Here is a 17,124-nt window from a genome sequence, read left to right as displayed (position 1 = left end):
GAGAAGCTCACGCCGATGCTCAACGGCCAGGCGGGCTGACCCCTTCCAGCCCCCACCCCCGACGGGGGGGGGGGGGCGCGCCCGCGCCCCCCCCCCCCCCCCCCCCCCCCCCCCCCCCCCCCCCCCCCCCCCGGCCGCGCCCCCCGCCCCCCCCCCCCCCCCCCCCCCGCCGGCCGGTCAGCGTCCGGCCAGCGACCCGTCAGCGGCCGGCGGGGACCGGCTCGGCGGCCTCGTCGGGTGCGCCGGGGCGAGGCGCGTCGGGGGCGTCCGGGCCGTCGTCGTCCGGGCCGTCCGACGGGCCGCCGTCGGCACCCGCCCCGGGGCGCGTGCGTCGACGCAGCCAGCGGTAGCCGAGGTAGCCGAGCCCGCCGAGCGCGAGCCAGGGGAGAAGGGTGCCCAGGATCAGCACCACGGTCTGGACCGTGGTGACCAGGGCGCCCCAGCCCGCGGCGAGGCCGCCGAGGAAGCCGCCCCGCGACTGGGCGGCCGCCACCGGCTCGGGGACGATCGCGACGTCGAGGGTCGACATCGCCACCTGGTCGGACAGCCGCTGGCGCTGCGCGGTGAGCGCGTCGAGGTCGGCCTGGCGGTCGGAGAGCTCCTGCTCGACCCGGAGCAGGTCCTCCGTGCTGCCCGCGGAGCCCATGAGGTCCCGCAGCCGGTCGGTGGACGTGGTCAGCGCGGCGATGCGGGCGTCGAGGTCCTGCCCCTCGCCCGTGACGTCGGTGGACTGCACGTCGACGTCCTCGACGGTCCCGAGGGTGCCGAGCGCCTCGAGGGCACCCGTCATCCGGTCGGAGGGCACCCGGACGGTCATCGACGCGGAGCCCGGGGCGTCGTCCGTGGCGGCGGTCTCGGAGCGCCGCTCGACGCGGCCGCCCGCCTCCTCCACGAGCCGCGCGAGCCGCGTCGCGGCCGCCGACGGGTCGTCGGCGACGACGGTCGCGCTGCCCGTGGTGACGATCTCGCGCGCCGCGGCGGCACCCGGCTCCGCGGCGCTCTCCGCGACGGCGGCCCCGCCGTCCGCCTGCTCGGCGCCGCCGACGTCCGCGACGGTGCCGGAGGAGTCGGCCTCGACCGCCGAGGTCGCCACGCCGGAGTCGCCGCCGCCCGGCGAGCAGGCCGACACGACGAGCAGGAGCGTCGTGGCCAGGACCGCGAGGAGGGGTGCGCGACGGGTGCGGTCCAGGCGCAGGGTGGCGGGCATGGCTCAGAGCGTAGGGCGCGGCGTCCGCGGGCCGAGGACCGGCCGCGCGATCGTGACCCGACCGTGCCGAGACCGTGACCTTGGATGATGCCGCGGGGGCGCGGCCCGCGGGCACGGACCTCCCGCCCCGTCGCGCCGACCGTCACGATCCGGTCACGCCTGGGTCCGGCGCCGGGCCGCGGATTGACACCCGGCTAGTTAAGACGCTGTACTAACAAACATGTCCACGCCGACGACGCGCACAGCACGACGAGGTCTGGGTGCCGGCCTGCGAGCCACCTCCAAGGTGCTCCCCGAGCACGCCCGGGCGCACAACCGCTCGCTGGTGCTCCAGCACCTGTTCCACGAGGGGCCGACCTCGCGGGCCGACCTCGCCCGGGCCACGTCCCTGACCCGCGTGACCATCTCCGACCTGGTGAACGTCCTCCTCTCCGAGGGGCTCGTCGAGGAGCTGGGCGTGCAGCCCGGCCGGCGCGTCGGCAAGCCGGCGATCCTCGTGGGGATGCGCACCGACGCCTATCAGATCGTGGCCGTCGACCTCTCCGACGACGCCGTCATGCGCGGTGCGGTCATGACCCTCACCGGCGAGGCCGTGGTCCGCCGCTCCCTGCCGGTCGCCGGGCAGGTCGGCGACGCCCTCGTGGACCTGCTCACGCGCTTCGCCCGCAGCCTGATCTCCGCGGCCACGCGGCCCGTCATCGGGGTCGGCGTCGGCTCGCCCGGTGTCGTGGACGACTCCGGCCGCGTGGTCGAGGCGCCCAACCGGCAGTGGGCGGACCTGCCCCTGGCCGCGATCCTCACCGACCGGCTGGCGCTGCCCGTGCACGTCGCGAACGACGCGAACTCGGCCGCCCTCGGCGAGTACACGTACGGCGGGGCGTCCGACTCCATGCTCGTCCTGACGGTCGGGCAGGGCGTCGGTGCCGGCGTCATGGTCGACGGGTCGCGGGTACGCGGCGCCGCGGACGCCGCCGGCGAGCTCGGGCACGTCACGGTGGTCGACGACGGCGAGCCGTGCGCGTGCGGCCGCCGCGGCTGCCTCGAGACCGTGCTCGCGGCCCCCGCGCTGCGGCGGGCTGTCGCCGGCCTGGACCCGGCCGCCGCCGACGAGGCGCTGGCCGGCGTCGGCCGCACGCTCGGCATCGCCCTCGCGCCCGTGGTGGGCGCCCTCAACCTCGGCGAGGTGCTGCTCAGCGGCCCGGCCGACCTGCTCGACGGCGCGCTGCGCACCGCCGCCCTGCAGACCCTGACCGACCGCACGATGCCGGCCACGGCCGCCGGACTGCGGCTGCGGATGGCCACGCTCGACGAGGACGTCGTCCTCGCGGGCGCGGCCGTCCTGGTGCTGGCCGCCCAGCTCGGCGTCTCCTGACCCGTCGCGTAACGAGCCGGCACGACCCCTGACGGACGACCAGCACCGAAGGCGCTGACCCGGCGCCGCCCTGGAATGATCGAGAGGAATCCCCAGTGAAGAGGAACCGTGTCGTCGCCACCGGCGTGGCGACGAGCCTGACCCTGGCGCTCGCGCTCTCCGCGTGCGCGCCCGCCGACGACGAGGCGAGCGGCGAGACCGGCGGCACGCCCGAGGCCGGCGAGATCACCCTGTGGCTCGCCGGTGCGGACACGAACGACGAGCTGCGCACCTACCTGGTCGACACGTTCGCCGAGGAGAACCCCGGCTCGACGCTGAAGATCGAGGAGCAGGACTGGACCGACCTGGTCACCAAGCTCACGACCGCCCTGCCCGACGCCGCGAACACCCCCGACGTCGTCGAGATCGGCAACACGCAGGCGCCCACGTTCACCTACGCGGGCGCGTTCCGGGAGATCTCGCCGGAGCTGTACGAGGAGCTCGGCGGCGAGAAGCTGCTGCAGTCGTTCGTGGACGCCGGCTCGATCGACGAGACCAAGTACGCGCTGCCGTACTACTACGGCTCCCGGTACATGTTCTTCCGCAAGGACATCTGGTCGAAGGCGGGCCTCGAGGTGCCGAAGACGCTCGAGGAGTTCGGCGACTCGGTCAAGGAGCTCACCTCCAAGGACCGGTCCGGCTTCGCGATCGGCGGCCAGGACTGGCGCAACGGCATCTCCTGGGTGTTCGCGAACGACGGCGAGCTCGCCGTCAAGGACGGCGACCAGTGGACCTCCACGCTCTCCGACCCGAACACGGTCAAGGGCCTCGAGCAGTGGCAGGACGTCTTCGAGAACGCCTCGAACCTCCCGGCGACCGCCAAGGACGAGGCGTACTGGGACTTCATCAACGACGGCACCGACGGCGCGGCGCCCGAGGGCGCGACCATCATGGCGCCGGGCTGGGCCCGCTGGTCCATCGGCGACCTGACGAAGGGCGACGACGGCAAGGAGGTCCGCGACGGCATGGCGGATGACTCGAAGTTCGACATCTTCGCCCTGCCGGGCGTGGACGGCGGCGTGGCGCCGGTCTTCGCGGGTGGCTCGAACCTCGCCGTCTCGGCGAAGTCGCAGCACCCGGAGCTCGCGGAGAACCTGCTGCGGATCGTCTACTCGGACGAGTACCAGACCAAGCTCGCCGAGGCGGGCCTCGGGCCGGCCAACGCGGACTTCGACAAGATCATGACGGTCGACGCCGACGGCAACCCGAACAAGTTCGGCGAGGTCACCGTGGAGACGGCGCAGGCCTCGAAGCTCACGCCCGCCGCCCCCGGCTGGGCCGCCGTGGAGGGCGCCTCCGTCTACGAGGAGCTCTTCCAGAAGATCGCCGAGGGCGGTGACGTGACGGCTCTCGCCAAGCAGTACGACGAGAAGCTCACGCCGATGCTCAACGGCCAGGCGGGCTGACCCCTTCCAGCCCCCACCCCCGACGGGCGGGGCGCCGGCACCGGTCCCCCCACCAGTGCCACCGCCCCGCCCGTCACCCACGACCCCCGGGAAGGAGGACCGCATGACCACCGCGACACCCGCGTCCGCCATCGCGATCCGCCGTCGGCGCCAGCCGGCCACCCCCTACCTCCTGCTGCTCCCCGCGGTGCTGATCCTGCTCGTCGGCCTCGGGTACCCGGTGTACTGGCAGGTCGTGACCTCGCTGCAGCAGTACGGGATGATGCAGCAGTTCGGCGCGCCCCCGACCTTCGCCGGGCTGGACAACTACGCCCGGATCTTCTCCGACGACCGGCTCTGGTCCGTCGTGGGGCGCTCGATCCTCTTCTGCCTCGTGAACGCGTTCCTCACGGTGGCGATCGGCCTCGGGCTGGCGCTGCTGATGCGGGCCGTGCACACGGCCGTGCGCCTCACCATGCAGATCGTGCTCCTGCTCGCCTGGGCGACGCCGCTGGTGGCCGCGGTGACCGTCTTCCGGTGGCTCTTCGACTACCGCTCCGGCGTCGTCAACTGGCTGCTCGTGCAGATCGGCCTCGACCAGTACCAGGGCTACGCCTGGCTCGCGCAGCCGCTGACGTTCTTCGTCGTCGCGACCCTGGTCATCGTGTGGATGTCGGTGCCGTTCGTGGCGATGTCCCTGTACGCCGGCCTCACGCAGGTGTCCGAGGAGGTCCTCGAGGCCGCCCGCCTCGACGGCGCCCGCCCCGCGCAGATCCTGCGCCACATCCTGCTGCCGCTGGTGCGCCCCGTGCTCGCCATCGTGCTGCTGCTCCAGATCATCTGGGACCTGCGGGTGTTCGCGCAGATCCGCCTGCTGCAGGACGCCGGGGCCCCCATCTCCGAGACGAACCTGCTGGGCAACTTCATCTACGAGCTCGGCATCGGCAGCCAGGACTTCTCCGGCGCCGCCGCCGTCTCGATCTTCGTCCTGCTGCTCACGGTGCTGCTCGCCGCGCCGTACGTGCGCAGCCTCATGAAGGAGGACGCCGCATGAGCGCCGCGACCGAGACCGCGCGACCGGCCGTGCCCGCGCTGCGCGACGCCGACGCGGCGACGCGCCGGCCCCGTCCACGGGTCGGCAAGATCCTGCTGAGCGTCCTGGGCATCGTCCTGTCCCTGGTGTGGGTGTTCCCCGTCTACTGGATGCTGCTGTCGGCCGTGACGCCCGACGCGCGGCTGCGGGCGAGCACGCCGAGCTTCCTCCCGACGCACTTCACGCTCGCGAACTTCAGCAGCGTCCTCACGGGCTCCGGCTTCGGGGGCGCGCTGCGGATGAGCCTGATGATCACGGGCGTGACGATCCTCCTCGTGCTGGCGTTCGCGTTCCTCGCGGCCCTGGCCATCAGCCGCTGGCGCTTCCGCGGTCGTACGAGCTTCGTCCTGGCGGTGCTGTTCATCCAGATGCTGCCCGCCGAGGGCCTGTTCATCGCGCAGTACAAGATGCTCTCGACGGTGGGGGCGAGCACGCCCGTGCTCGGCCTCAACTCGGTGCTCGGCATCTCGATCCTGTACACCGCGATGCTCGTGCCGTTCACGATCTGGATGCTGCGCGGGTTCGTCGCCGGCATCCCGGCCGAGCTCGAGGAGGCCGCGATGGTCGACGGCCTCTCGCGCACCAAGGCGTTCCTGCGGATCACGTTCCCGCTGCTGGCCCCGGGCCTCGTCGCGTCGGGCGTGTACGCGTTCCTGCAGGCGTGGAACGAGTTCACGACGGCGCTCGTCATCCTGCCGGCCGAGGACCGGCAGACGCTGCCGATCTGGCTGCGCAGCTTCCTGTCGGCGTCGGCGAACCGCGGCATCGACTGGGGCGAGGTCATGGCCGCCTCGACGCTCATCGCCGTGCCGGTGATCGTGTTCTTCCTCTTCGTGCAGGGCCGGATGACCTCCGGCCTCGTCGCCGGGGCGGTGAAGGGCTGACGTGGACGGCGGCACTCCTTCGACCTTCCCCCACCTCGCGCCGCCCGTGGGCCCCACGGTCGGGCTCGACATCGGCGGCACCAAGACGCTCGCCGTGCTCCTGGACGCCGCCGGGAGCGTCGTGGCTCAGGCGCGGCTCGCGACCGAGCGCGGCCCGGCCGGCGTCGTCGCGGGCGCGGCCCGGGCCGTGCGGGGCGTCGCGCGGCAGGCAGGTGTCGACCTCGCGGACGTCGTCGGCGTGGGCGTAGGCATGCCCGGCCTCGTCGACCCCGCCGCCGGCACCGTGCGGCACGCCGTGAACGTCGGCGTGGACGCCGCGCCGCTGGCGCTCGCGCGGCTGCTGGGCGACGAGCTCGGCGGTGTCCCCGTGGGCCTGGAGAACGACCTCAACGTGGCGGCGCTCGGCGCCGCGCACCTCGAGGCCACCGCGGCGGGGACGCCGCGCGCCTCCGTCGACCTCGCCTTCCTCGCGCTCGGCACGGGGCTGGCCGCGGGCCTGGTGCTGCACGGCGAGCTGCGGCGCGGCTTCGGGGGCGCGGCGGGAGAGATCGGGCACGTCCCGGTCGACCCGGCCGGGCCCGTGTGCCCCTGCGGGCAGCGGGGCTGCCTCGAGCTGTACGCCTCCGGGACGGCCGTCGCCCGGCTGTGGCCGGCCCGCACCGGCCGCCCCGCGCCGGTCGAGCTCTTCGAGGCGGCGGAGCGCGGCGTCCCCGAGGCGCTCGAGGCGCGCGACGTCTACGCGTCGGCCGTGGCCGCCGCCGTGCGCATGCTGGTCCTCACGGTCGACGTGCAGCACGTCGTGCTCGGCGGCGGCGTCGCGCAGCTCGGCGAGCCGCTCCTCGACGCCGTGCGGGACGCTCTGGTCCGCGAGTCGCGGAGCTCCGGGTTCCTCAGCTCGCTGCACCTGGCCGACCGCGTCCGGCTCGCGCCGGGCCGCGTGCCCGTCGGCGCCGTCGGCGCCGCCGTGGTGGGCCGCACGGTCGCCGGTCGTGCCCCGCTCAACGGCGTGGCGTCGTGATCGGGCACCGGACCGGAGCCCTCACCGGGGCGGTGACCGCGGGCCTGCTCACGGTCGCGCTGGCCGGCTGCTCCGCGCCGGGAGCGGGGTCCGAGCCCGAGGGCCCGGACACGGACCTCACGATGTGGCTCGTGGGGGAGGACACCACCCCCGAGCTCCGGGAGCTCCTGGTGCAGACGTTCGAGGACGAGAACCCCGGCGCGACGCTCACCATCGAGCAGCAGGAGTGGGGCGACCTCGTCGCCACCCTCACCGAGGCGTTGAAGGACCCGGCCACCACGCCGGACGTCGTCGAGATCGGGAACACACAGTCCCCGACCTTCACGACCGCGGGCGCGTTCCGCGAGATCTCGCCCGAGCTGTTCGAGGAGCTGGGCGGCGACAAGCTGCTGCCGTCGTTCGTGGAGGCAGGGTCGGTCGACGGCCGCCACTACGCGCTGCCGTACTACTTCGGCTCGCGGTACGTCTTCTACCGCAAGGACCTGTGGCAGGCCGCGGGGCTCGAGAGGCCCACGACGCTCGCGGAGTTCGGCGAGTCGGTCGAGGCGCTCACCGACGACGACCACGCCGGGTTCGCGATGGGCGGCCAGGACTGGCGCAACGGCATCTCCTGGGTGTTCGCCGCCGGTGGCGACCTCGCGGTGAAGGAGGGCGACCGCTGGGTCTCCACCCTGGCCGACCCGCGGACCGTCGAGGGCCTCGAGATGTGGCAGGACGTGTACGAGAACGCGTCCTACCTGCCGTCCACCGAGAGGGACGTCGAGTACTGGGACTTCCTGAACGACGGCGTCGAGGAGGCGCCGCCGGCCGCGGCCACGATCATGGCGCCCGCGTGGGCGCGCTGGTCGATCGGCCACCTCGTGCGCAACGACGAGGGCGAGCTGGTGCGCGACGGGATGAAGGACACGGACACGTTCGGCGTCTTCGCGCTGCCGGGCGTGGACGGCGGCCTGGCCCCCGTTTTCGCCGGCGGCTCGAACATCGCGGTCTCGGCCACGTCGCCGAGCCCCGAGCTGGCCGAGGACGTGCTGCGCGTCGTCTTCTCCGACGAGTACCAGGAGAAGCTCGCGGCCGCCGGGCTGGGGCCGGCGAACGAGGACGCCCAGGAGCTCATGAAGGACGACCGGTACGGCCGGCTCATGGTCCGCACGGCCGCCGCGTCGAAGCTCACGCCCCCGGCTCCCGGGTGGGCGTCGATCGAGGACGCCGGGCTGTACGAGGACCTGTTCGGCCGCATCGCCGACGGGGAGGACGTGGCGACGCTCGCCACGGAGTTCGACGCCCGGCTCACGCCGATGCTCAACGCGCCCGCGGCGGCCGACGACTGACCCGACCCCACCGCGCGGAGCGCGTGGACCCGCACGTCGACGGGATGATGGACCGGTCCGGTCCAGCGCCCCGACCCGAGAGACTGGAGCCCCCATGGAAGTCGTGATCGCCCCCGCCGACGAGCTGGCCGTGCTGGCGGCCGACGCGATCGAGGCGCTGCTGCGCCAGGACCCGGCCACGGTGCTGGGGCTGGCGACGGGGTCGAGCCCGCTGAAGGTGTACGACGAGCTGGCGCGTCGTCACCGCGAGGAAGGGCTCTCGTTCGACCGGGCGCGCGGGTTCATGCTGGACGAGTACGTGGGCCTGGACGCCGCGCACCCGCAGCGGTACCGCAACGTGATCGAGACGGAGATCGCCTCGCGCGTCGGCTGGCCCGCGGACCAGGTGCACGGCCCGGACGGCCTGGCCGCCGACATCCCGGCGGCGTGCGCCGCCTACGAGCAGGCGATCACGGACGCGGGCGGCGTGGACCTCCAGCTCCTCGGGATCGGCACGGACGGCCACATCGCGTTCAACGAGCCCGGGTCGTCGCTCGCGTCCCGCACGCGGATCAAGACCCTCACGGCGCAGACCCGCCTCGACAACGCGCGGTTCTTCGACGACGACGTGGAGCAGGTGCCGACCCACTGCCTCACGCAGGGCCTGGGCACGATCATGCAGGCACGCCACCTGGTGCTGCTGGCCACCGGGCGGCAGAAGGCCGAGGCCGTGCACCAGCTCGTCGAGGGCCCGATCTCCGCGATGTGGCCGGGCACCGTGATGCAGCTGCACCCGCACGCGACCGTGCTGGTCGACGACGCCGCCGCATCGCGCCTGCAGCTCGCCGCGTACTACCGCCAGACGTTCGCGTCCAAGCCCGGCTGGCAGGGGCTGTGATCCCTGCCCGGATCCGCGGCACGGGGGCCGGCGTGGCGGTGGAGCGTCGGGGGGTGCGTCGTAGACTGCCCGGCATGAGCGATCCCCTCTCCACCCCGCCGGCCGACCCCTCGCAGGACACCGGGGCCGGCACGAGCGTGCTGGAGCGTCCCGACACCCGCGAGCAGGCCGCGGAGCCGGGCGACCACGAGCGCTTCGCGCACTACGTGCGCAAGGAGAAGATCATGGAGTCCGCCCTGTCGGGCAAGCCCGTGATCGCGCTCTGCGGCAAGGTGTGGGTGCCGGGTCGTGACCCGTCGAAGTTCCCGGTGTGCCCCGTCTGCAAGGAGATCTACGACGGCCTCCGCGACCCGCAGGACGGCGAGGGCGGCGAGGGCGACTCCGGCAAGTGAGCGCGCAGCCGCTTCCCGAGCCCGAGTCCACCCCCGATCTCTTCCAGGCGACGGCCGAGCCCGCCAAGCCGCTGCCGCAGTCGCCGTCGTCGGCCGCCGCGTCCCACCTGAGCCCGGCGTTCCCGCGCCGCGCGCCGTGGGGCACGGCGTCCAACCTCCGTGCCTGGCAGGCGGAGGCGCTCGAGCTGTACCGGCAGAGCGACCCGCGGGACTTCCTCGCCGTCGCGACGCCCGGCGCGGGCAAGACGACGTTCGCGCTGCGCGTCGCCACCGAGCTGCTCGAGGCCGGGATCGTGCGACGCGTGACCGTCGTCGCGCCCACGGAGCACCTCAAGCACCAGTGGGCCGACGCCGCCGCCCGGGTGGGCATCCGGATCGACCCGTCGTTCAAGAACAGCCAGGGCCGGCACGGCTCGCACTACGACGGCGTCGCCCTCACGTACGCGCAGGTCGCGGCGAAGCCGGCGCTGCACCGCGCCCGCACCGAGGCCGCGCGCACGCTCGTCATCCTCGACGAGGTGCACCACGGGGGTGACGCCCTGAGCTGGGGCGACGCGGTCCGCGAGGCGTTCGAGGACGCCACGAAGCGGCTCGCCCTGACGGGCACACCCTTCCGCTCGGACACGGCCCCGATCCCGTTCGTCACCTACGAGGAGGACCGGGAGGGCATCCGCCGGTCCAAGGCGGACTACACCTACGGGTACGGCGACGCGCTGCGCGACCACGTCGTGCGGCCCGTGCTGTTCATGACGTACTCGGGCAACATGCGCTGGCGCACCAAGGCCGGCGACGAGGTCAGCGCCCGCCTCGGCGAGGCGATGACGAAGGACATGCACGCCCAGGCGTGGCGCACGGCCCTGGACCCGAACGGCGAGTGGATCCCGTCGGTGCTCTCGGGGGCCGACAAGCGGCTCACCGAGATGCGCCGCACCGTCCCGGACGCGGGCGGCCTGGTCATCGCCACCGACCAGACCGACGCGCGGGCGTACGCGGGGCACCTGGCCCGGCTCACCGGCCAGAGCCCCACGGTCGTGCTGTCCGACGACGACGGCGCCAGCGCCCGCATCGACGAGTTCGCGCAGGGCACCTCGCGGTGGATGGTCGCGGTGCGGATGGTGTCGGAGGGCGTGGACGTGCCGCGGCTCGCCGTCGGCGTGTACGCCACGAGCACGTCGACGCCGCTGTTCTTCGCGCAGGCCGTGGGCCGTTTCGTGCGTGCCCGCAAGCGCGGCGAGACGGCGTCGGTGTTCCTGCCGAGCGTGCCGCTGCTGCTCGAGCTGGCCAACGGCATGGAGCTGGAGCGCGACCATGCGCTCGACCGCCCGAAGACCGCCGAGGAACAGGGGATCGAGTACGACCCCGAGGCCGCGCTCCTCGCGGCGGCGAACAAGGAGGAGAAGGCGTCGGGGGAGCTCCTCGGTTCCTTCGAGGCGCTCGAGGCGCAGGCGTCGTTCGACCGTGTCCTGTTCGACGGCGGCGAGTTCGGCACGGGCGCGGACGTCGGCTCCGCGGAGGAGCTGGACTTCCTCGGCCTGCCGGGCCTCCTGGAGGCCGACCAGGTGACCACGCTGCTGCGGCAGCGCCAGGCGCAGCAGGTGCGCGGGCGTGGCGGCGCCACGGCGTCCGAGGCCGCGCTCGAGCAGTCGGAGGCCGAGCACCGCCGGGCCGCCGACCTGCGCAAGGAGCTGTCCAAGCTGGTGTCCGCCTGGGCCCGCAAGAGCAGCACCCCGCACGGCTCCGTGCACAACGAGCTCCGCCGCCGCTGCGGCGGCCCGGAGGTGCCGCTGGCCACCGCGGACCAGCTGGCCGCGCGGGTCGAGATGGTGCGCGGCTGGTTCGTCGGGAAGAAGTAGCACCGCGCGGGCGTCTCCGCCGCGTCACCCCTGCCCGCTCTCCCGCAGGATCTCGGTCGCCCCGTGACCAGGGCGACCCGCATCGCCGGGCTCAGCGCAGCAGGAGGTCCACGGTGGGGATCGCCGGGTCCCCGGCGGAGAGGCGGCGCCCGCCGCGCGGCAGCTCCGCGCGGGCCTGCAGGTGGTGGCGGGCCGCGTTGTGCACCCCGTACGCGCCGACCCACCGGGAGTCCACCGCGCCGTCCACGACGAGCGGCACGAGGAGGCTGCGCAGGTCGGGACGCTCGCCGTCGGCGGACTCGTCGTCCGGCCCGACGTGCAGGGTGTCGCCGTCCTCGGGGGACCAGGCCACCACGAGGTCGTCCGGGCCGGTGACGAGCACCTCCTCGACGGCGCGGCCGTCGCGGCCGTAGCGGCGGGCGGCCCCCTTGCGGCCACCCTGGCTGGTCTTCTGAGCGGACGCCTTTGCGACCGGCTGCAGCACGCCGGACCGGTCGGCGCGGGCGACGAGCTTGTAGACCATGCCGCAGGTGGGCGCGCCCGACCCGGTGACGAGGGACGTCCCGACGCCGTAGACGTCCACGGGCATCGCCGCGAGCCCGGCGATCGCGTGCTCGTCCAGGTCCGACGTCACGACGATCTTCGTGCCGGTGGCCCCCAGCTCGTCGAGCTGGCGACGGACCTCGACGGCCAGGACGCCGAGGTCGCCCGAGTCCAGCCGCACGGCGCCGAGCGACGTCCCGCCGGCGGCGATCGCGTTCTCGACGCCGCGGCGCACGTCGTAGGTGTCGACCAGCAGCGTGGTGCCCGAGCCGAGCGACGCGATCTGCGAGTCGAACGCCGAGCGCTCGTCGTCGTGCAGCAGGGTGAACGCGTGCGCGGCGGTGCCGATCGTGTCGAGGCCGTAGCGCATGCCCGCCTCGAGGTTCGACGTCCCCGCGAAGCCGCCGATCACCGCGGCGCGCGCGGCCGCGACGGCAGCCTGCTCGTGCGCGCGGCGGGAACCCATCTCGAGCACCGGGCGGTCCACGGCGGCGCTGGTCATGCGCGACGCCGCGGACGCGATGGCGGAGTCGTAGTTGAGGATCGACAGGATCAGCGTCTCGAGCAGCACCGCCTCGGCGAACGTGCCCTCGACCTGGAGCACGGGAGAGCCGGGGAAGAAGATCTCGCCCTCGGCGTAGCCCTGGATGGTGCCCGTGAACCGGTAGCCGCGCAGGAAGTCCAGCGTCCGGTCGTCCACGACGCCGGCGCGCTCCAGGTAGGCGAGCTCGGCGTCGCCGAACCGGAAGTGGGTGAGCGCCTCGAGGATGCGTCCCGTGCCCGCGAGGACGCCGTAGCGGCGCCCGGCGGGGAGGCGGCGCGTGAAGACCTCGAAGACGCAGTGCCGGTGGGCGGTGCCGTCCGCGAGGGCCGCCTGCAGCATCGTCAGCTCGTAGCGGTCCGTGAGGAGCGCGACCGACGGGCGGACGGACGGGAGCGGGGCAGCCGGGACGGCCTGCAGCGACGGGGCGGCGCCGCCCCGGGGCTCGTCGATCATGGGGACACGGTAGGGCTCCCGCGCTGGTCCGGCAGGGTGAAGCCCGCCAGGCGGACGGTCGACGACCACGCGCCGGCTGTGCCTACGCTGGGCGGGTGAACCGGCAGACGACGACGCTCGCGGCGAGGCCCGCGACAGCAGCCGCGGCGACCGAGGTGGGGCGGGAGACCGAGACGGACACCCGGACCGACGCGGCGGCCGCCGTCGCGGACCCCTGGGTGACGATCGTGTGGAACGACCCGGTCAACCTCATGTCCTACGTGAGCTACGTCTTCGAGAGCTACTTCGGCTACCCGCCGGCGAAGGCCCAGAAGCTGATGCTGCAGGTGCACCACGACGGGCGCGCCGTGGTGTCGTCCGGACCGCGCGAGCGCATGGAGGTGGACGTGCAGGCGATGCACGGGTTCGGGCTGTGGGCCACGCTGCGGCAGTCGGGCGCCTCCGACGGCGCCGACGGCGGTGCGCCCGGCCTGGGCGGGGGCGCGGCATGACGCCGTTCCGGTCCGCCCCGGCGGGCTACGTCGCCCGGTGGGACGACGTGGAGCGGGAGGTGCTCGGCCGCGTCGCGCGCGACGTCGCGGAGCTGGTGCGCGCCGAGTCGGGTCTGGAGCCGGGCGTCGAGGTGGGCGACGGCGTCGCCTTCACCGGCGTCGCGCGTGTCCCGCAGGACCCGGCCGTGCAGCGGCTGCTGCCCGACGCGCACGACGAGGACGCCGACGTCGCCGCCGAGTTCCGGCACCTGACGCAGACCGACCTGGCCGCGGGGAAGGTGGCCCGCCTCGTCGCGTTCGCCGACGCCCTCGACTCCCCGGACACGCTGCCGGACGACCCACGGGACGGGGCGGAGCTCGTCGTGCCGCGCGAGTCCGCGCAGGAGTTCGCCGGCGCGCTGACGGACGTGCGGCTCGTGCTGGCCGAGCGCCTGGGGCTCGTCGACGACGAGGACGTCGAGACCCTGCACGAGGACGTCCTCGCCGGCCTCGACGACGACGAGGACGACGAGGACGACGAGACCGACGGGACCGACGAGGACGACGCGGAGGACGAGGACGACACGTACGCCGGCTGGGAGCGTGTCGGGCTGACCGGGCGGGAGCGGCGGTACTGGGGCGGGGTGTTCGTCGCCGCGGGGTTCGCGCAGGAGTCGCTGGTCGACGAGATGCTCGCGGAGCTGCGGGCCGGGCGCTCGGCCCCCTGACGGGCGCGGCGCGGGGCTGCGGGCCGCGCGCGTCGCCGCAGGCCGGGCCGCTGCTGTGGCGGGCGCCACGCCGTGTCGCCGCTCACTCCCCGGGGTCGTGACGGCTCGTCGCGACTAGGCTTCCTCGCGTGAACGACGCCCCCATCGGGATCTTCGACAGCGGCGTCGGCGGGCTGACCGTCGCGCGCTCCATCCTCGACCAGCTGCCCCACGAGCAGGTGCTCTACCTGGGGGACACGGCGAACAGCCCGTACGGGCCCAAGCCGCTCGCCGCCGTGCGCGCGATGGCGCTCGCGGTGATGGACCGGCTGGTCGACGAGGGCGTGAAGATGCTGGTCATCGCCTGCAACTCGGCCACCGCGGTGGCGCTGCCCGACGCCCGCGAGCGGTACACCGTGCGTCGCGGCATCCCCGTCGTCGAGGTCATCCGGCCCGCGGCCCGCCGCGCGGTGCTCACGTCGAAGACCGGGCGCATCGGTGTCATCGGCACGAAGACCACCATCGACTCGCGCGCGTACGACGACGCGTTCCACGTCACGCCCGGGCTGGAGATCACCACGCAGGCGTGCCCCGACTTCGTGCCGCTCGTGGAGCGTGGGCAGACGTCGGGCCCCGAGGTGCTCGAGGTGGCCCACCGGTACCTCGACCCGGTGAAGGCCGCAGGGGTCGACACGCTCGTCCTGGGCTGCACCCACTACCCGCTGCTGGCGGGCGCCGTCTCCTACGTGATGGGCGAGGACGTCACGCTCGTGTCCAGCGCCGAGGAGACCGCCAAGGACGTGTTCCGCAACCTCGTCCAGCACGGCCTCGAGCGCTCGCCCGACGCGCCCCCGCCGGTGCACCGGTTCCTCGCGACGGGGGAGCCCGAGCCGTTCGAGCGGCTCGCGCGCCGGTTCCTGGGGCCGGAGGTGACCCTGGTGGAGGCCGCATGAGGCTGGTGACCGTGGGGGTCTCGGGGTCGTTCCCGGGGCCGGCCTCCCCGGCGTCCGCGTACCTGCTGCAGGCGCACGACGGCGAGCGGGACTGGAACGTCGTGCTCGACCTCGGCAACGGTGCGCTCGGCGCCCTGCAGCGGCACGTCGACCCGCTCGACCTGGACGCCGTCGCGCTGTCCCACCTGCACCCCGACCACTGCGCGGACCTGTCCGGGCTGTACGTCTACCTGCGCTACCACCCGGAGCGCGGGGGCACCCGCACGGGCGTCGGCCGGCGCCTGCCGGTGCTCGGCCCGAGCACGACGGCGGAGCGGGCGGCCGCGATGTACGGGCTGGCGCCCGGCGAGTCGATGGACGGGGAGTACGACGTGCGCGCCTGGCGTCCGGGGGCGCCGGTGCGGGTCGGGCCGTTCGAGCTCGAGCCGTTCGCCGTGTACCACCCGGTCGAGGCGTACGGCATCCGCGTCACGGGGCCGTCGTCGGTGCGCCCGGGGGAGCGGGCCACGCTCGTGTACTCGGGGGACACCGACGCGTGCGACGGTCTCGTCGACGGCGCTCGGGGGGCCGACCTGTTCCTGTGCGAGGCGGCGTTCCAGGAGGGGCGCGACGACGGCGTGGAGCCCGGCATCCACCTCACCGGCCGGCGGGCGGGGGAGGCCGCCGCGGCCGCGGGGGTGCGCAGCCTGCTGCTGACGCACCTGCCCGTGTGGAACGTGCCGGAGACCGCGATGGCCGAGGCCCGCTCGGCGTACGACGGACCGGTCGCGGTGGCGACCGCCGGCGGGGTGCACGAGCTGTGACCGTCGGGCCCTGCGCCGGTTAGCCTCGGTCCCGTGAACGACGCCTCCGCCCCCGCCCGGCCGACCTCGTCGGCGCCCCGGCCCGCCTGGCCCGCCGCCGTCTGCGACCTCGTGTGCGTGGCGGTGTTCACGCTCGTGGGCACCGCGAACCACGACACCGGCGGCGACGTCGGTCACGTCGCGCTCGTGGGCCTGACGTTCGTGGTCGGTCTCGCGGTCGGCTGGCTCGCCACGCGCGCCTGGCGCGCCCCCGCGCAGGTGTGGCCCACGGGGGTCGCGGTGTGGTTCGCGACCGTGGCGCTGGGGCTGGTCCTGCGGCCGGTGCTCGGTGTCGGCGGCGTCGAGGTGTCGTTCGCGATCGTCACCGCCGTCTTCCTGGGCGTGACGATGCTGGGCTGGCGGGCCCTCGCGGCGCTCGCCGCCCGCCGTCGGACCCCCTGAGCGTTGTGAGTGTGATTCTGGCCCTGTCTCGGACTCGAAACAGGGCCAGGATCACGCTCACAGCGACTCGGTGATCAGGCGAGAGCCTCCGCGACCGCCGGGGCGAGGGCGCGGAACGCCTTGCCGCGGTGGCTGATGGCGTTCTTCTCCGCGGGCTCGAGCTCCGACGACGTCCGGGTGCCGGGCGTGCCGTCGGCGTCGGGCGCCTGCTCGACGGGCACGTGGATCGGGTCGTACCCGAAGCCGTTGTCCCCGCGCGGCTCGCGCACCAGCGTGCCGGGCATCTCGCCGAGGCAGACCTCCTCGCGGCCGTCCGGTGTCACGAGCGCCGCCGCGCAGACGAAGGCGGCCGCGCGGTGCTCGTCGCGCACGTCCGACAGCTGCGCGAGCAGCAGCTCGAGGTTCGCGACGTCGTCTCCGTGCCGTCCCGCCCAGCGCGCCGAGAAGATGCCGGGTGCGCCACCCATGACGTCGACGCTCAGGCCCGAGTCGTCCGCGACGGCCGGCAGGCCCGTGGCACGGGACAGGGCGCGCGCCTTGATGAGCGCGTTCTCGACGAACGAGACGCCGTCCTCGACCGGCTCGGGCGCGCCGACGTCGCTCGCGGTGACGACGGCGTCGTCGGGCAGGGCGTCGAGGCCGGGCTGGTCGCGCAGGATCGCGCGCAGCTCCACGAGCTTCTTGCGGTTGTGCGTGGCCAGGACCAGGCGAGCGCCGGCCGGGACGGTGACCCCCGCGGCGGCGGTCGTCGCGTCGGTCATC

At 74.4% G+C, this 17,124-nt stretch carries 17 protein-coding genes; 14 read left to right on the top strand and 3 right to left on the bottom strand.

Annotated elements, in window-relative coordinates:
• Nucleotides 1–199: 199 nt before the first annotated feature.
• A complete protein-coding gene (locus tag ACH436_RS16855) occupies nt 200–1,207 on the bottom strand; it encodes a DUF4349 domain-containing protein (RefSeq protein WP_430561335.1) in 1,008 nt (335 codons plus the stop codon).
• 220 nt (nt 1,208–1,427) lie between these two features.
• Between ACH436_RS16855 and ACH436_RS16850 the strand changes: the two genes are divergently transcribed.
• The 9 genes from ACH436_RS16850 to ACH436_RS16810 all read left to right on the top strand — a co-directional run bounded on the left by ACH436_RS16850 (nt 1,428) and on the right by ACH436_RS16810 (nt 11,448).
• The gene (locus ACH436_RS16850) at nt 1,428–2,579 is read left to right on the top strand and encodes an ROK family protein (protein WP_430561334.1); all 1,152 of its coding nucleotides are present in this window, start codon (nt 1,428–1,430) and stop codon (nt 2,577–2,579) included.
• 95 nt (nt 2,580–2,674) lie between these two features.
• Nucleotides 2,675–4,024 carry an extracellular solute-binding protein gene (locus ACH436_RS16845; protein WP_430561333.1) on the top strand — a complete coding sequence of 450 codons (1,350 nt, stop codon included), beginning with the start codon at nt 2,675–2,677 and terminating at the stop codon, nt 4,022–4,024.
• A 103-nt stretch (nt 4,025–4,127) separates the two neighbouring features.
• Nucleotides 4,128–5,057 (top strand): carbohydrate ABC transporter permease, encoded by a 930-nt coding sequence (locus tag ACH436_RS16840; protein WP_430561332.1) that lies wholly within the window; start codon nt 4,128–4,130, stop codon nt 5,055–5,057.
• Nucleotides 5,054–5,980 carry a carbohydrate ABC transporter permease gene (locus ACH436_RS16835; RefSeq protein WP_430561331.1) on the top strand — a complete coding sequence of 309 codons (927 nt, stop codon included), beginning with the start codon at nt 5,054–5,056 and terminating at the stop codon, nt 5,978–5,980. The genes ACH436_RS16840 and ACH436_RS16835 overlap by 4 nt, the downstream gene beginning before the upstream one ends.
• 1 nt (nt 5,981) lies before the next feature.
• On the top strand, nt 5,982–6,998 hold the full coding sequence (locus tag ACH436_RS16830; RefSeq protein WP_430561330.1) for an ROK family protein: 1,017 nt from the start codon (nt 5,982–5,984) through the stop codon (nt 6,996–6,998).
• Nucleotides 6,995–8,326 carry an extracellular solute-binding protein gene (locus ACH436_RS16825; protein ID WP_430561329.1) on the top strand — a complete coding sequence of 444 codons (1,332 nt, stop codon included), beginning with the start codon at nt 6,995–6,997 and terminating at the stop codon, nt 8,324–8,326. The genes ACH436_RS16830 and ACH436_RS16825 overlap by 4 nt, the downstream gene beginning before the upstream one ends.
• Nucleotides 8,327–8,420: 94 nt before the next feature.
• A complete protein-coding gene (gene nagB, locus ACH436_RS16820; protein ID WP_430561328.1) occupies nt 8,421–9,203 on the top strand; it encodes a glucosamine-6-phosphate deaminase in 783 nt (260 codons plus the stop codon).
• 74 nt (nt 9,204–9,277) lie between these two features.
• Entirely contained in the window at nt 9,278–9,595 is a 318-nt protein-coding gene (locus tag ACH436_RS16815; RefSeq protein WP_380244530.1) for a DUF3039 domain-containing protein, read from the top strand.
• Nucleotides 9,596–9,666: 71 nt separating this feature from the next.
• On the top strand, nt 9,667–11,448 hold the full coding sequence (locus ACH436_RS16810; RefSeq protein WP_430561352.1) for a DEAD/DEAH box helicase: 1,782 nt from the start codon (nt 9,667–9,669) through the stop codon (nt 11,446–11,448).
• Between the two features lie 91 nt (nt 11,449–11,539).
• Here the strand turns inward: ACH436_RS16810 and ACH436_RS16805 are convergent, their stop codons facing one another.
• Nucleotides 11,540–12,988, bottom strand: a complete 1,449-nt coding sequence (locus ACH436_RS16805; protein WP_430561327.1) for a nicotinate phosphoribosyltransferase — start codon at nt 12,986–12,988, stop codon at nt 11,540–11,542.
• A gap of 155 nt (nt 12,989–13,143) precedes the next feature.
• On the opposite strand from ACH436_RS16805, the gene clpS reads away from it, so the two are divergent.
• The 5 genes from clpS (at nt 13,144) to ACH436_RS16780 (ending at nt 16,362) form a co-directional block, all read left to right on the top strand.
• Nucleotides 13,144–13,479, top strand: a complete 336-nt coding sequence (clpS, locus tag ACH436_RS16800) for an ATP-dependent Clp protease adapter ClpS (protein WP_430561351.1) — start codon at nt 13,144–13,146, stop codon at nt 13,477–13,479.
• Nucleotides 13,476–14,186, top strand: coding sequence for a DUF2017 family protein (locus tag ACH436_RS16795; RefSeq protein ID WP_430561326.1), 711 nt, complete (start codon nt 13,476–13,478; stop codon nt 14,184–14,186). Before clpS ends, ACH436_RS16795 begins: the two co-directional genes overlap by 4 nt.
• A gap of 128 nt (nt 14,187–14,314) precedes the next feature.
• The gene (gene murI, locus ACH436_RS16790; protein ID WP_430561325.1) at nt 14,315–15,118 is read left to right on the top strand and encodes a glutamate racemase; all 804 of its coding nucleotides are present in this window, start codon (nt 14,315–14,317) and stop codon (nt 15,116–15,118) included.
• Nucleotides 15,115–15,921 carry an MBL fold metallo-hydrolase gene (locus ACH436_RS16785; protein ID WP_430561324.1) on the top strand — a complete coding sequence of 269 codons (807 nt, stop codon included), beginning with the start codon at nt 15,115–15,117 and terminating at the stop codon, nt 15,919–15,921. Before murI ends, ACH436_RS16785 begins: the two co-directional genes overlap by 4 nt.
• Before the next feature lie 33 nt (nt 15,922–15,954).
• On the top strand, nt 15,955–16,362 hold the full coding sequence (locus ACH436_RS16780) for a DUF3054 domain-containing protein (protein WP_430561323.1): 408 nt from the start codon (nt 15,955–15,957) through the stop codon (nt 16,360–16,362).
• Between the two features lie 74 nt (nt 16,363–16,436).
• Here ACH436_RS16780 and rdgB read toward each other — a convergent pair whose 3' ends face one another.
• Entirely contained in the window at nt 16,437–17,123 is a 687-nt protein-coding gene (gene rdgB, locus ACH436_RS16775) for an RdgB/HAM1 family non-canonical purine NTP pyrophosphatase (RefSeq protein WP_430561322.1), read from the bottom strand.
• Nucleotide 17,124 lies beyond the last annotated feature (1 nt).

The organism is Isoptericola sp. NPDC019693, from assembly GCF_044389085.1.
In the GTDB taxonomy this organism is placed as follows: domain Bacteria; phylum Actinomycetota; class Actinomycetes; order Actinomycetales; family Cellulomonadaceae; genus Isoptericola.
The sequence above is the reverse complement of the archived record's forward strand: the minus strand, read 5'-3'. Positions and strand labels throughout refer to the sequence as shown.

Coding starts and splice junctions, on each gene's coding strand:
- ACH436_RS16855 (WP_430561335.1), bottom strand. CDS start 1,207: ATGCCCGCCACCCTGCGCCTGGACCGCACCCGTCGCGCACCCCTCCTC.
- ACH436_RS16850 (WP_430561334.1), top strand. CDS start 1,428: ATGTCCACGCCGACGACGCGCACAGCACGACGAGGTCTGGGTGCCGGC.
- ACH436_RS16840 (WP_430561332.1), top strand. CDS start 4,128: ATGACCACCGCGACACCCGCGTCCGCCATCGCGATCCGCCGTCGGCGC.
- ACH436_RS16835 (WP_430561331.1), top strand. CDS start 5,054: ATGAGCGCCGCGACCGAGACCGCGCGACCGGCCGTGCCCGCGCTGCGC.
- nagB (WP_430561328.1), top strand. CDS start 8,421: ATGGAAGTCGTGATCGCCCCCGCCGACGAGCTGGCCGTGCTGGCGGCC.
- ACH436_RS16815 (WP_380244530.1), top strand. CDS start 9,278: ATGAGCGATCCCCTCTCCACCCCGCCGGCCGACCCCTCGCAGGACACC.
- ACH436_RS16805 (WP_430561327.1), bottom strand. CDS start 12,988: ATGATCGACGAGCCCCGGGGCGGCGCCGCCCCGTCGCTGCAGGCCGTC.
- ACH436_RS16795 (WP_430561326.1), top strand. CDS start 13,476: ATGACGCCGTTCCGGTCCGCCCCGGCGGGCTACGTCGCCCGGTGGGAC.
- ACH436_RS16785 (WP_430561324.1), top strand. CDS start 15,115: ATGAGGCTGGTGACCGTGGGGGTCTCGGGGTCGTTCCCGGGGCCGGCC.
- rdgB (WP_430561322.1), bottom strand. CDS start 17,123: ATGACCGACGCGACGACCGCCGCCGCGGGGGTCACCGTCCCGGCCGGC.